Genomic DNA, 14,322 nt, shown 5'->3' with positions numbered 1-14,322 from the left:
AAGAAAGGGGCCAGACGCGCCATCTGCGCGTCGGTCAGCCAGAAGAGATCGCTCATGTCACCGCTCCCTTTTTCGAAGCCGTGAATCATGCGGTGCAGCGGAAATCAATGCATCCTGAGCCTAAGGCATGTCCAGAAGCTACAAGTGACTTCGCTGAACTGCGCATGCAGTATCCTAGCCTCAGCTCGCACCGTAGATGTCCATAAGAAGATCCGGGTTTGTCCCTTCGCAGAGCAATTCCTCCTTGAGATCCCGTAGAATCGGCAAGATCTTGTCTCGTCGCCGCTGGAGGTTGGCACTGGGTCTACGGCGGCCAATCAGATCAACTTCGACTTCCTCGATGATCGCCAGGAAATCTTCGGCCAAGGGATCAATGCCAGACACCAGGGCCGTGGGGCCTTTGAGGCGCCACCTGCGAAGACCCGCGAGCAGAAAGGGCGCGTAGATGAACATGATGTATTCTTCACCGATGTTGCGCCTGAAATCCGCCAGCGTGCGGCTTGCCAATCTGTCAACGTCCTCCCGAGACAGCAGCATCGGGGCCATGTCCGACCGCGACAGCAGAAAGGCCATGCACGCGCTTTGCCGATTCCACACCCAGCTCTCGATGTCCGAGGACAGAAGCATCTCTACGACGCACTCCACGGCCTCCTCATCGCGAAGGACCCGTCCCAGCCCCTGGTAGACGAGGACCCATCTCATCTGGTGGCGCACGAACGGGTGGGCTGGCCCACGCGTCTCGATGCACTCCGTCAACCATTTGACCACGTCGGTCGGACATCGCCGGAACTGCCAGGTCAGGAACTTCAAGGCCGCGTTGTCCTCGGTCCCTGGGCCCATTTCGCCGGCCAGGCGTCTGCGTGTAACGTCCAGCGCCTTGTCCGTCAGGATATCGAGTCGCTCGATTTCCTCCCGGCCGATCTCGGCGGGAAGATTTCCATCGCTGGAGATGCAGTATTGTCCGAACGGCCGTTGCGGCAGCTTCGCTGCGAGCGTTTCCCAATCGGGGTTGATGCGGAAGGGTTCCGACTGGAGAAGACTGAGCAGTCCATCGGCGCGCACGGTGTCTTCCCACGCGGGCATCCCGCAGGGAAGAACCAAGCGCTGCGGGATTGGGACATGGTGCTGCTGGCTTTCGATGATCTCATCCCAAGATCGGGCATCTTCTTGTGCCTTGTCCCAGTCGACCGTGAAGCTCCGTCCCAATATTGGCGCTTCCATCAGGATTCTTGCCCGACCGGCCGCCGGTTTCTGCTCGACCCAGAGCGACACGGCCGCCTGTTCCCTCAACGGCGTGCCGATCGCGATGGTCGCCTTTCGCGGTGGTGGCGAAGCTTCCTTTCGAAGATACACGGAGACATTCTCCTGCCCCGCCGGTATCGCGAGCGTTGCCGGCTCAGGGCTCCGATAAGTGCGGCCGGCTTCAAGCGTCTCTTCCGGTCGTATTAGGTCGAAATTTGTCGCACCGTCAGCCCCGTAGACGATGGTGGACAGTCTGGGCAAGAAGTCGAAAAGGATCGGCGCCCCGTCCCCGGCCCTTTCCGCCGCAAGCAAGGCGCCGTGTGCCACGGCCGGCGCCGGCAGCACGTTGACGGAAAGCCGGCTTTCAACGTTGAGCTGAAGCTCAAGTTCTTCCTGCGGAGAAGGAGGCTTCTGTCTCGGTTGATGGGCAATTCATATCAACCGAGACAGAAAGGCAAAGCTCGTTCGTTTTGCAGACGCTGTCCAACGCGCCCTGCGCGATGCAGTCCCAAAAAAACCGCGAAGGCCTGGATTTCGCGCTAACCTTCTGAAAATCATATAAAAAGCGGCCGCGCCCCGACCTCAGCACGCGAAAAGATATGCGCTTCCCTACATGACCCTAGAAGTCGAGGTTCTCCACCGACAGGGCGTTCTGCTGGATGAATTCGCGGCGGGGTTCGACCACGTCGCCCATCAGCTTGGTGAAGAGGTCATCGGCCTCGGCCAGGTCGTCGATCTTGACCTGCAGGAACGTGCGGGCGTCCGGGTCCAGCGTGGTCTCCCAGAGCTGGCTCGGATTCATCTCGCCCAGACCCTTGTAGCGCTGCAGCGCGTTTCCGCGCTCGCCCTCTTCGAGGATCGCCTTGAGCAGGTCCATCGGGCCATAGATCATCTGGCTGCGGTCCTTGCGGAAAAGACGCGCGGGCACGTTGTAGACATCCTGCAGGGCCTTGGTGAAGCTGCCGGTGCGGCGCACCTCGCCGGACCTCAGCATGGCGCCGTCCAGCGTCCGGACCTCTTCGACCCCGCGCAGGATGCGGGCGAGGCGGATGCCCTTGTCCTGCGTGATCCGGCCCTGCCAGCCACGTTCGTATTCCAGCGCGATCAGGTCCAGCCGCTTGGCCACCACGTCGGCCACGCCCTGAAGGTCGGCGTCCACGGCACCGGGCACGAAGGCCCCGGCGATGGCCGATTGCTCGAGGATGTGGCGCGGATAATGGGTCGGAAAGGCGTCGAGCACACGGCGCAGCTGCCGGGCTTCTTCCACGACGCGGATCAGGTCCTGGCCGATGATCTCCTCGCCGCTGCCAAGCTTCAGCGAGGCCCCCTCGATCCCCTGCTGGATCAGGTAGTCGTCCAGCGCGGCCTGGTCCTTGAGGTAGACCTCGGACTTGCCGCGCGACACCTTGTAGAGCGGCGGCTGCGCGATGTAGAGATATCCGCCCTCGATCAGCTTCGGCATCTGCCTGAAGAAGAAGGTCAGCAACAGCGTGCGGATGTGCGCCCCGTCGACGTCGGCATCCGTCATGATGACGATCTTGTGGTAGCGCAGTTTCGAGATGTCGAATTCATCCCGGCCGATGCCGGTGCCCAGCGCCATCACCAGGTTGCCGATCTCCTGGCTGCCCAGCATCCGGTCGAAGCGGGCGCGCTCGACGTTCAGGATCTTGCCCCGCAGCGGCAGGACCGCCTGGGTCCGTCGGTCCCGCCCGGTCTGGGCGGAGCCGCCGGCGCTGTCGCCCTCGACCAGGAACAGCTCGGTCTTGGTCGCGTCCTTCTCGGAGCAATCCTTGAGCTTGCCGGCGAGGTAGTTCACATCCATCGCCGTCTTGCGCCGGGTCAGCTCTCGCGCCTTGCGGGCGGCCTCGCGGGCCTGCGCGGCCTCGACGATCTTGCTGACGATCCCCTTGGCGGCGGCCGGGTTCTCTTCGAACCACTCGGCTAGCTTTTCGCCGATCAGGTTCTCGACGGCCGGGCGCACCTCGGACGAAACGAGCTTGTCCTTGGTCTGGCTGGAGAATTTCGGGTCGGGCACCTTCACCGACAGCACGCAGGTCAGGCCTTCGCGCATGTCGTCGCCGGTAAAGTTCACCTTCTCGCGCTTCGCGATGCCGGTGTCGGTGGCATATTTCGTCACCGTCCGGGTCAGCGCGGATCGGAAGCCTGCCATGTGCGTGCCGCCGTCCCGCTGGGGGATGTTGTTGGTAAACGGCAGGACGTTCTCGTGGTAGGTGTCGTTCCACCACATCGCCGCCTCGACGGTGATGCCCTCGCGCTCGCCGATGACGTGGATAGGCTCGGGCAGCATCCCGCTTTTGGAGCGGTCGAGGTATTTCACGAATTCCTTGACGCCGCCCTCATAGAACAGCTCCACCCGGACGGGTTCGGCGGGGCGCTCATCCTCCAGGATGATCCGCACACCGGAATTGAGGAACGCGAGCTCGCGCAGGCGCTTTTCCAGGGTGTGAAAGTCGTAATCGAGGTTCGAGAACGTATCGGTGGAGCCGAGGAACCGCACCTCGGTCCCGGTCTTGCCCTCGGACGGGCCGGTGACGCGCAGATGCTCGACCGTGTCGCCATGCTCGAACCTTGCGTAATGCGCCTTGCCGTTGCGCCAGATCCGAAGCTCCAGCCAGACCGACAGGGCGTTGACGACGGAAACACCGACCCCGTGCAGACCGCCCGAGACCTTGTAGGAGTTCTGGTCGAATTTCCCGCCAGCGTGCAGCTGGGTCATGATGACCTCGGCGGCCGAGACCCCTTCTTCGGTATGGATGTCCACCGGGATACCGCGCCCGTTATCGGCCACCGAGACCGAGGAATCAGCGTGTATCTTGACCAGGACATGGTCCGCGTGACCGGCCAGCGCCTCGTCGATACCGTTGTCGACGACCTCATAGACCATGTGGTGCAGGCCAGAGCCGTCATCCGTGTCGCCGATATACATGCCGGGACGCTTGCGGACAGCCTCCAGGCCCTTGAGAACCTTGATGGAATCGGCGCCATACTCGGCGGGATCGCGTTCGGGTTCGGACATGCGGAGTTTCCTTGTTCTTTCACCCCATCATATACTGATTTTCAGGGGGAATGTCACGCCGCGGACACAAGATTTGGTAGGCTTCGCGCCGTCAGGCGAACGGGATGACGAGCCCGACCGCGACAAGCAGCCCACCGGCCACCTCGTTGGTGCGTTTCAGCGCCGCGGGCGAGGTCAGCAGCCGCCGCGCCTGGCCGATCATCAGCGCCAGCGCGAGGTTGCCGATCAGCGGCACGATGGCCGAAAGGCAGGCGATCGCGACCATGTCCCAGATCGTCAGCGCGGTCAGATCGAAGAACCCCGGCAGCACCCCCATGTAGAACAGGATCGCCTTCGGGTTGCCGAGGATCACGGCCAACCCTGCGGCGAAGCCCGCCCACATGCCGGGCCGCGTCAGACGGCTGTTGCTCGCGATGCCGGAGCCCGCGTTGCGGATCAGCAGGTAGCCCATCACCAGGAATGTCAGGCAGGCGACCCAGCGCAGGGCCGTCATGAACCCGGCAAAGACCGACACGATCCAGGTGACGCCCAGAATGGCGAGGAAGGGCCACAGGATGTCGCCCACCACCACGCCCAGCGCCAGCGGCCAGGCCGCGTGAAAGCCGCCCGACATGGCCCGCGCCGTCAAGGCGACCCAGACCGGCCCGGGCGTCAGGAACAGAATCAGGAGGGCCCCGGCATAGAGCGCGAGTTGTGCGAGCGTGACGGTCAAAAAAGGTGCCCCAGCAGATCGACGGGCGCGTCGGAATCCCAGGCCACGACGCCGAGCGGCAGGACCATCAGGCCCCCGCGCTTGGCCTCCTGCACCTGTCCCGTGCGCGCGCCGTCCAATTCGACGAAGCGCAGGGTGTTTGACCGGGCGACGAAGCCCGACGCGGCATAGAGCGGCTGGTCCCCGAAGAGGACGAAGAAATCCGCGCCCGTGGCCCGCGCTTCGGCGATGGCGGCGTCCATCAGGCGGGTGGCGATGCCCTCGCCGCGCCGGTCGGGGTCGGTGGCGACCTCGGCCAGCCCGACGATGTCGACCAGCGCATCGCCCAGCCGGATCGCCCGAAGCGACAGCGCCATGTGTCCGACGATCTGCGGGTCGCGCAGGACAAGCCGCACGTGGTGCCGCTGCATATAGAACGACCGCCCGCCGAAATCCGTGCCGAAGCTGCGGCCCAGCAGGCTGATGATCGCGGCCTCGTCGCCGCCGGACAGCCGTGTTTCCTCGATCCGGTCAATCTGCATGTCGCACCTCTGAAATCCCGTCCACATCCGTCACCTCGACGCGCTGGGCGGCGGGGCCCAGTTCGTCGAACAACTCCGGGCCGGTGCCCGTCATCCATGCCTGCGCCCCAAGCGCGACGATCTCGGCATAAAGCGCGGCCCGGCGACCCGCGTCCAGATGCGCCGAGACCTCGTCGAGAAGCAATAGCGGAGGCGCACCCAGCCGCGCTTGAAGGGCGCGGGCATTGGCGAGAATGAGCGAGATCAGCAGGGCCTTCTGCTCTCCGGTCGAGCAATCCCGCGCAGCGACCCCCTTTGCGGCGAAGACCGCGGCAAGGTCGGTGCGGTGCGGCCCGGTCAGGGTGCGGCCGGCGGCCATGTCGCGCCCGCGCCCCTCGGCAAAGCCTGCCCGCAGCGCACCGGCGTCGCCGGGCAGGGCGCCCTCGGATTGCTCCAGCGCCAGGGCGGCGGTGGGAAAGGCGGTCTCGGCCCCCTCCTGCGCCTCGGTCAGCGCCTCCAGCGCGGCAAGCCGGCCGGCATGGATGCGGGCGCCCGCCTCGGCCATCTGCCGCTCCAATGCGCCGTACCAATGGGCGTCCCGCACCTGGTCCTTCAGCAGGCGGTTGCGCTCTCGCATGGCCTTTTCATAGCTCAGCACCGCGTCGCCATGGTCGGGATCGAAGCTGAGGACTGCCCGGTCGAGGAACCGCCGCCGTCCGTCCGCGCCCTCGATCCACAGCCGGTCCATCGCCGGGATCAGCCAGAGCACCCGCACCAGCCGCCCGAGTGCCAGCTGCGGCGCGGTCTTGCTGTCGACCTTGACCTGGCGCGCGGCGCCGCCCTCGGACCAGGTCTCGATCTCGTGGGCGCGGTCGGGGGCGGTGACGTCGGCACGCACCTTCCAGCCGAGCGCCTCCGGCCGGCGGGTCATGTCCTCGGCGCTGGCGCGGCGCATCCCACGCCCGGGCGACAGGATGGACACCGCCTCCAGCAGGTTCGTCTTGCCCGCGCCGTTTGGGCCGAAGATGGCGACCGGCCGCGCGTCGGTCGCGAGCGTGGCGCGTTTGTGGCTTCGGAAATGCGACAGGGTCAGGCGGGTGACGGCGAGCGTGGACATGGGCCCTAGCGCCGGGCTTGACGACGCATCGGCCCGGTCACACGCGCATCGGCATCACGACATAGACCGCCGAGGTGTCGTTTCCTTCGCGCATCAGGGTCGGATCGCCGGAGGAGTTGAACAGGAAAATCGCGTTCTCCCGGTCCACCTGGCTGGCGATCTCCAGCAGGTATTTCGCGTTGAAGCCGATCTCGAGCTTCTCGTCGGCATAGGCGACGGCCAGCTCCTCCTCGGCCGCGCCCGCGTCGGGGGCGTTCACCGACAGGATCAGCCGGTCCTCGTCGAGGCTCAGCTTGACCGCGCGGCTGCGCTCTGACGACACGGTGGCGACCCGGTCAACGGCCTTGGCGAATTCGGTCGCGTCGACCTCAAGACGCTTGGTGTTGCCCGAGGGGATGACCCGCGTGTAATCGGGAAAGGTGCCGTCGATCACCTTCGAGGTCAGCGTGATGTCGGGCGTGGCAAAGCGGATCTTGGTCTCGGAGACCGACACCGCGATTTCCATCTCGTCGTCGTCCAGCAGCTTGCGCAGCTCGCCCACCGTCTTGCGCGGCACGATCACGCCGGGCATGTCCGCGGCGCCCTCCGGCAGGGGCGCGTCGATCCGGGCAAGCCGGTGGCCGTCGGTCGCCACGCAGCGCAGCACCTGGCCGTCTTCGCCGTCCGAGACATGCATGTAGACGCCGTTGAGGTAATACCGCGTCTCCTCGGTCGAGATCGCGAATTTCGACTTGTCGAACAGCCGCCGCAGCACGGGGGCCGGCGCTGAGAAATTCGACGCGTATTCCGACGAGGCCATAACCGGGAAATCCTCGCGCGGGAGGGTCGCCAGCTTGAAATCCGACCGGCCGGCGGTGATCTGCAGGCGCCCGCTCTGTCCGTCTTCGGTCAGGGTCACCAGCGCCCCGTCCGGCAGCTTGCGCACGATCTCGTTGAGGGTCACGGCCGAGACCGTCGTCGCCCCCGACCGCTCCACCATGGCGGGGGCCCGGTCGACGACCTCGATATCCAGGTCGGTCGCGCGGAACTGGACGGTGTCGCCCTCCGCCTCGATCAGCACGTTGGCGAGGATCGGGATCGTGTTCCGCCGCTCCACGACAGACTGTGCCTGTGCCACGGCTTTCAGCAGCGCACCGCGTTCGATGGAGAGTTTCATGTCCCAAGCTCCGTCAGTGACCGGACCGCCAAGCTACAACCTTCGCGGCGCGGCTCAAGCGGTTTTCCGCAACACTCCGCCAGTGTTGCGGAAGGGTCAAGCAGGCTAGGCCTCCAGCGACCGGCGCAGCAGTTCCAGATCGTCGGCGATCCCGCTGTCGGTCTGGCGCAGCTCGTCGATCCGGCGGATGCCATGCATGATCGTGGTGTGATCGCGGCCGCCGAATCGCTTGCCGATTTCCGGCAGGGACCGGTTGGTCATGTTCTTGGCCAGCCACATCGCCACCTGCCGGGGCCGGGCAAAGGAACGCATCCGCCGCGGACCGATCAGGTCGGACAGGCGGATGTTGTAATGCTCCGAGACGCGGCGCTGGATCTCTTCCACGGTGATCTTGCGGTCCGAGGCGCGCAGGATGTCGGCCAGGCAATCCTGGGTCAGCTCGTGGTCGATCTTGCGCCCGACAAGCGAGGCGAAGGCGAAAAGCCGCGTGAGCGCCCCCTCCAGCACCCGCACGTTGGTCGAGATCCGATGGGCGAGGAATTCCAGAACCCCGTCGCCGACCTCCAGGTCGGGATATTGCTCGGTGTAATGCTCGACCTTGGATTGCAGGATCCCGAGGCGCAGCTCGTAATCCGTCGGATGCAGGTCCACCACAAGGCCCGATCCGAGGCGCGAAGCGATCCGGTTCTCCAGGTCCTTGATCTCTCCCGGGGCGCGGTCGGCGGAAATGATGATCTGCTTGCCGGCATCCACGAGCGCGTTGAAGGTGTGAAAGAACTCCTCCTGCGTGCTGTCCTTGCCCGCGATGAACTGCACGTCGTCCACCATCAGCACATCGACCGACCGGAAGATCTGCTTGAAGTCCAGCATCCGGCGCTCGCGCAGCGCGGTCACGAAGCGATACATGAACTGGTCCGCGGACAGGTAGAGCATGTCGAGCTGAGGCTGGTTCCGGCGAAGCTCGTGGGCGATGGCGTGCATCAGGTGGGTCTTGCCCAGACCCACGCCGCCATAGAGGAACAACGGGTTGAACGAGACCGGCCCGCCCTCGGCCACCCGGCGCGCGGCGGCATGGGCCAAGGCGTTGGGCTTGCCGACCACGAAGGAATCGAAGGTGAAGCGCCTGTCGAGCTGGGCGCTTTCCACCAGCCCCGATCGCGCTGGGGCGGCAGGGGCGGATGCGGCGGCCGGCGCGGCCCGGGACTGGGGCGGATCGTTGCGGAGCACGAAGCTCAGCCGTTCCACGTTGTGACCGTTCTTGGCGAGTTGGTAGATGATGTGGTCGGAATAGTTCTGCGACACGTAATTGCCGATGAAGTTGCTGGGAACGCTGAAGGTCAGGACACCGCCCTCGATCGAATTGTAGTCCAGGGGTTCTATCCAGTTCGAATAGTTGCTGTCCCCTACAACGCCCCGCAGTTCAGTCTTAACGTGACCCCAATCCGCTTTTGTCATTCCAGCCCAGCCTGTTCTCGTTCTGCTTTCCGCGACACGGTCCCACACCGCGTCCGGCATCCCCCGTTCGGGACGTTCCATCGCGCACCACACAGGCAAACCTTGGGCAAAACGTTGTCATCCGCCGACGGTGCCGGCGGGGACGGAATTGCAGGGACCGAAAATTCCACGTCTGCTTCCCAAGCAGGCGCAAAGAGCATCGGTGTCCGGTTTCCCGGACAGGTTGTCCCGGCCGACATGCAACCATGTCGTTGTCAGCCGAGTCAGGAGATCAGGCCGCGTCCGGACATTGTTGCCCGTTTGCAATGATCCCATCGAGAGAAGGTCACATTCGGCGAAAGGGGCCGAGCTCTTGGCAAGAGGCTCTTGGGCCAGATCCGATGTCAGCTTCCTTTCCCCGTCGTCCCCCAGGTTTGCGTCAGATGAATCGCAGGGCCAAGCTAGCAAGGGGTTTGAGGGCCTTTCAACTCAACAACGCGCTTGACTAGGCGATTGAGATGGGCCGGTCGGCAGAGAATCTGAGAGCGTGTTGAATCCGCTTGGATCTGTCACAAACCTGTTGCGCAAAAGACAAAGCGCGCCGATTTCGGCGCGCTTTGGTTGGGTGCTAATTCCGGGGTTGGGGCCCGCTCAGCCGAGCGATTTCACGCGCGATGAAAGACGCGACATTTTCCGGGCAGCAGTGTTCTTGTGAAAGACGCCCTTGGTGACGCCACGCATCAGTTCGGGCTGGGCGGCCTTGAGCGCGGCGGCGGCGGCTTCCTGGTTGCCGGAGGCGATTGCCTCTTCGACCTTGCGCAGTTCGGTGCGGATCCGCGAGCGGCGGGCCTTGTTGACTGCATTGCGACGCTCGTTCTGACGGGCGCGTTTCTTGGCTTGGGGTGAATTTGCCATCTGGGTCCTACCTCTTCGGGTGTCTCATGTTCCTGTCGACGCAGCGATCCCCGAGAGGTCCGGTCGGACCTCGGCCATTCTTGCCTGAGCGGGCATCGCGCGCATGTATCGCGGCGACTTAGCGGACTTGCCGGGAAAAGGAAACAGAAAAGGCGCCCCACGGCGCCCTACTTGTCGCGGAACTGCGCTTCGCGTTTCTCACGGAATGCCGCCATGCCTTCGGACTGGTCGTCGCTCGAGAACAGGGCATAGAACAGCGCCCGCTCGTAGCGGATGCCTTCGGTCAGCGGCAATTCCTCGGCGCGGTTGACGGCATCCTTGACCGACGCCGTGGCAAGCAGGGATTTCTCGGCGATCTTGTGGGCCGCGCCCGTCGCCTCTTCCTTGAGCTTCTTGGTCGGAACTATCCGGCTTACGAGGCCGGCGCGCTCGGCCTCCTGGGCGTCCATGAAACGGCCGGTCAGATGCATGTCCATCGACTTCGACCGCCCCACCAGCCGCGTCAGCCTTTGCGTCCCGCCCATACCGGCGATCACGCCGAGGTTGATCTCGGGTTGCCCGAACTTGGCGGTCTCCGACGCGATGATGAAATCGCACATCATCGCCAGCTCGCACCCCCCGCCCAGCGCATAGCCCGACACCGCGGCGATGATCGGCTTGCGCACCCCGGCAAAGCGCTCGCCCTCGCGGGCGAAGAACTGCTGCGTGTACATCTCGACGAAGCTCTTGTCGGCCATCTCTGTCACGTCGGCTCCGGCGGCAAAGGCCTTGTCCGAGCCGGTGATGACGATGCACCGCACCTTGTCGCTGCGGTCGGCGTCTTCCAGCGCCCTGACCAACTCGCCCAGCAACTGGCTGTTGATCGCGTTCATCGCGTCGGGCCGGTTCAGCGTGATGGTGCAGACGTCATCGGAGGTTTCGACGATGATGGTCTCGTAGGCCATTGCGCAAGGTCCCTGTTGCCTGAGGCTGAGACCTCACGCTTAGCAAAGGATACCGCCGGTTCAAGCTATCTTTGGCAGTTCGGGCAATAGAACGTCGATCGGCCGGACTGGACGATCCTGCGGATTCGGCTGTCGCAGCCCGGGGTCGGGCAGGGGGCGCCCTCGCGGTCATAGACCCGGAATGTATGCTGAAAATAGCCCAGCTCCCCGTCCGCCTGCCGGTAATCCCGCAACGAAGAACCGCCTGCCTCAATGGCCTCCGACAGCACGTCGCGGACCAGCGGCACAAGCGTCGCCACCCGCCGTGCGGCGATCCGGCCGGCCTGCCGTCTGGGGCTGATTCCGGCGCGGTGCAGCACCTCGCAAACATAGATGTTGCCCAGCCCGGCGACGATCTTCTGATCGAGCAGCGCCGCCTTGATCGGCGTCATCCTGCCTTTCAAGCGGGCGATCAGGTAGGTCTCGTTGAACCCGTTGCCCAGCGGCTCTGGCCCCAGGCTGCGGATGAGCCAATGGGCCTCTGTATCCAGGCTCGGGCAAAGATCCATCGCGCCGAAGCGGCGGGCGTCGTTGAAGGTGATGCGGGCACCGTTGTCCATGTGAAGCACGACGTGGTCGTGTTTCTGCGCCGCGGGGTGATCGTGGTGGAATTGGCCGAGCGGGTCGCCCGAGATCAGCATGCGGCCAGACATGCCCAGGTGGATGATCAGGGTCTCGTCCCCGTCCAGCGCGACCAGGATGTATTTCGACCGCCGGCCGAGGCGGAGGACCCTGCGGCCGGTCAGCCGTCCGGCCAGGTTCTGGGGCAGGGGCCAGCGCAAATCCGGGCGGTTGACCTCGGCCCGGGCGATCACCGCGCCCTCCATCGCCGGTGTCAGCCCGCGACGGACTGTCTCGACCTCTGGCATTTCGGGCATCGGGCGCTTCCTTCCCCTTCGGAGCGCCTATAGAAAGGCGTGGCACAGCAAGACCGCAAGGGCCCATGACCAACCAATCGGACAGAACCACGCATTTCGGCAACGAGACGGTGCCGGAAGACGAAAAGGCGGACCGCGTCCGCGGGGTCTTTTCCTCGGTCGCGAACCGCTACGACGTGATGAACGACCTGATGAGTGGCGGTGTTCACCGGATCTGGAAAGAGGCGATGATGGACTGGCTCGCGCCGCGCCGGGGCCAGCGCCTGCTGGACGTGGCAGGGGGCACGGGCGACATCTCGTTCCGCTTTCTGCGCCGGGCCGGAACCGCGCAGGCGACCGTTCTGGACCTGACCGAGGCGATGCTTGTCGAGGGCCGCAAGCGGGCCGAGGCCGAGCGGCTGGCCGACAGCCTGGACTGGGTCGTGGGCGACGCGATGGCCCTGCCGTTCGAGGCCAACACATTCGATGTCTACACGATCTCCTTCGGAATCCGGAACGTGACCCGGCCCGAAGTCGCCCTGGCCGAGGCGTTCCGCGTCCTGAAACCGGGTGGGCGGCTGATGGTGCTGGAATTCTCGCGCGTGCCCAACCCGGCGCTGCGCAAGGCCTATGACCTCTATTCCTTCAACGTGATTCCCCGGATCGGCCAAGTGGTGGCGAACGACCGGGACAGCTATCAGTACCTGGTGGAATCAATTCGCAAGTTCCCGGACCAGGAGACATTCCTGTCGATGATCCGCGACGCGGGGTTCGGCAACGCGAGCTATCGCAACCTGACCATGGGCATCGCCTGCCTGCATTCGGGATGGAAACTTTAGGTGCGTGGTCCGCACAATATCCTCAGATTGATCCGGACCGGCGCGACGCTGGAACGTACCGGAGCGATGCGCGTGGTGCTCGATGCCTTCGATGCGCCGCCTCAGGTGCGGATCGTGCTGCGTGTGCTCACCTGGCCATTCCAATGGCTCGGCTACAAGGGCGACCTCAAGATGCCACCGGCGACCCGGGCGCTGACGGCGCTGGGTCCGGCCTACATTAAGTTCGGTCAGGTCCTGTCGACGCGTCCGGACGTGGTCGGGGACGAGTTGGCGCTGCAATTGCGGGTCCTGCAGGACAAGCTGCCGCCGTTTTCCATCGGCGAGGCCCGGGCCGAGATCGAGCGCGAGCTGGAGATTCGCGCCGATGACGCGTTCGAGTGGATCTCCGAGCCCGTCGCCGCCGCCTCGATCGCCCAGGTCCACAAGGGGATCCTCAGAGGAACCGGCGAGGAGGTCGCGATCAAGGTCCTGCGGCCGGGGATCGAGCGGGCCTTCCAGCGTGACATCGACGCCTTCTACTTCGTGGCGCGGGTGATCGAGCTGTTGTCGCCCTCGTCGCGACGTCTGCGGCCGATGGAGGTCATCACCCATTTCGAGGGCACGGTGGTGGGCGAGCTCGACCTGCGGCTGGAAAGCTCTGCCGCGTCCGAATTCGCCTCCAACACGGCCAGGGACGCGGGCTTTCGCCTGCCGCAGATCCGCTGGCACCTGTCCGGGCGCCGCGTGATGACCCAGACTTGGGCCGAAGGCGTCGGCTTCGGCGATGTCGAGGGCATAGAGGCCGCGGGCCATGACCGGCGGGAACTGGCCGCGCGGGTCCTGCAATTGTTCCTGAACCACGCGTTGCGCGACGGGATGTTCCATGCGGACATGCATCAGGGAAACCTCAAGGTCGGCACGAATGGCGACATCATCGCCTATGATTTCGGGATCATGGGGCATATCGACGAATACACCCGGCGCGTCTACGCCCAGATCCTGTTCGGCTTCATCCGCCGGGATTACAAGCGCGTGGCCGAGGTGCATTTCGAGGCGGGTTACGTGCCCGCGGACCGCGATCTCGATGAATTCGCCCGCGCCCTCCGCGCGATCGGAGAGCCAATCTTTGGCATGGACGCCTCGCGGATCTCCATGGGGCGGCTGCTGTCCTACCTGTTCGAGGTCACCGAGCGCTTCGGGATGGAAACGCGGACCGAGCTGATCCTGCTGCAGCGCACGATGGTCGTGGTCGAGGGCGTCGCGCGAACGCTCGATCCGCGGATGAACATCTGGGAGGTGGCCCAGCCGATCGTCGAGGATTACATCAAGAAAAGCCTCGGCCCCGCCGCCTTCGCAAAGGATCTCGGCCGCACGGTCCAGGTCCTGACAAGGTTCGGCCCGAAACTGCCCGCCCTCGCCGAGAGGGTCCTGATCCAGCAATCGGCGGGGCCTGAGCGCGCGCCGCAAAGATCGGTCTGGCCCGTGTTGCAGGGCATGGTCCTCGGCGCCGCCCTGCTGGGGCTCGGCCTCTGGATCGGTCAGGCGCTCTAG

12 protein-coding genes are annotated in these 14,322 nt (G+C 65.0%); 2 read left to right on the top strand and 10 right to left on the bottom strand.

Features of this window, described 5'->3' with window-relative positions; genetic code table 11:
• Positions 1-180: 180 nt before the first annotated feature.
• The 10 genes from ROA7023_RS14640 to mutM all read right to left on the bottom strand — a co-directional run bounded on the left by ROA7023_RS14640 (position 181) and on the right by mutM (position 11,974).
• A complete protein-coding gene (locus tag ROA7023_RS14640) occupies positions 181-1,569 on the bottom strand; it encodes a hypothetical protein (RefSeq protein ID WP_159458530.1) in 1,389 nt (462 codons plus the stop codon).
• 292 nt (positions 1,570-1,861) lie between these two features.
• On the bottom strand, positions 1,862-4,279 hold the full coding sequence (gene gyrB, locus ROA7023_RS14635) for a DNA topoisomerase (ATP-hydrolyzing) subunit B (RefSeq protein WP_085879782.1): 2,418 nt from the start codon (positions 4,277-4,279) through the stop codon (positions 1,862-1,864).
• A gap of 91 nt (positions 4,280-4,370) precedes the next feature.
• Positions 4,371-4,991, bottom strand: coding sequence for a LysE family translocator (locus ROA7023_RS14630; protein ID WP_085879781.1), 621 nt, complete (start codon positions 4,989-4,991; stop codon positions 4,371-4,373).
• Positions 4,988-5,512: a GNAT family N-acetyltransferase gene (locus ROA7023_RS14625; protein ID WP_159458529.1), complete on the bottom strand. Its 525-nt coding sequence runs from the start codon at positions 5,510-5,512 to the stop codon at positions 4,988-4,990. The genes ROA7023_RS14630 and ROA7023_RS14625 overlap by 4 nt, the downstream gene beginning before the upstream one ends.
• Positions 5,502-6,608: a DNA replication/repair protein RecF gene (gene recF / locus ROA7023_RS14620; RefSeq protein ID WP_085879779.1), complete on the bottom strand. Its 1,107-nt coding sequence runs from the start codon at positions 6,606-6,608 to the stop codon at positions 5,502-5,504. Before recF ends, ROA7023_RS14625 begins: the two co-directional genes overlap by 11 nt.
• A gap of 37 nt (positions 6,609-6,645) precedes the next feature.
• Positions 6,646-7,764, bottom strand: a complete 1,119-nt coding sequence (gene dnaN, locus ROA7023_RS14615) for a DNA polymerase III subunit beta (RefSeq protein WP_085879778.1) — start codon at positions 7,762-7,764, stop codon at positions 6,646-6,648.
• Positions 7,765-7,869: 105 nt separating this feature from the next.
• Entirely contained in the window at positions 7,870-9,219 is a 1,350-nt protein-coding gene (gene dnaA / locus ROA7023_RS14610; RefSeq protein WP_234992243.1) for a chromosomal replication initiator protein DnaA, read from the bottom strand.
• A 630-nt stretch (positions 9,220-9,849) separates the two neighbouring features.
• The gene (rpsT, locus tag ROA7023_RS14605) at positions 9,850-10,113 is read right to left on the bottom strand and encodes a 30S ribosomal protein S20 (protein ID WP_085879777.1); all 264 of its coding nucleotides are present in this window, start codon (positions 10,111-10,113) and stop codon (positions 9,850-9,852) included.
• Positions 10,114-10,280: 167 nt separating this feature from the next.
• The gene (locus ROA7023_RS14600) at positions 10,281-11,057 is read right to left on the bottom strand and encodes an enoyl-CoA hydratase-related protein (protein ID WP_085879776.1); all 777 of its coding nucleotides are present in this window, start codon (positions 11,055-11,057) and stop codon (positions 10,281-10,283) included.
• A 65-nt stretch (positions 11,058-11,122) separates the two neighbouring features.
• On the bottom strand, positions 11,123-11,974 hold the full coding sequence (gene mutM / locus ROA7023_RS14595; RefSeq protein ID WP_085879775.1) for a bifunctional DNA-formamidopyrimidine glycosylase/DNA-(apurinic or apyrimidinic site) lyase: 852 nt from the start codon (positions 11,972-11,974) through the stop codon (positions 11,123-11,125).
• 65 nt (positions 11,975-12,039) lie between these two features.
• Between mutM and ubiE the strand changes: the two genes are divergently transcribed.
• The gene (ubiE, locus tag ROA7023_RS14590; RefSeq protein WP_085879774.1) at positions 12,040-12,792 is read left to right on the top strand and encodes a bifunctional demethylmenaquinone methyltransferase/2-methoxy-6-polyprenyl-1,4-benzoquinol methylase UbiE; all 753 of its coding nucleotides are present in this window, start codon (positions 12,040-12,042) and stop codon (positions 12,790-12,792) included.
• Positions 12,793-14,322 (top strand): 2-polyprenylphenol 6-hydroxylase, encoded by a 1,530-nt coding sequence (gene ubiB / locus ROA7023_RS14585; protein ID WP_085879773.1) that lies wholly within the window; start codon positions 12,793-12,795, stop codon positions 14,320-14,322.

Source organism: Roseisalinus antarcticus (genome assembly GCF_900172355.1).
GTDB classification, from domain to species: Bacteria; Pseudomonadota; Alphaproteobacteria; order Rhodobacterales; family Rhodobacteraceae; genus Oceanicola; species Oceanicola antarcticus_A.
The sequence above is the reverse complement of the archived record's forward strand: the minus strand, read 5'-3'. Positions and strand labels throughout refer to the sequence as shown.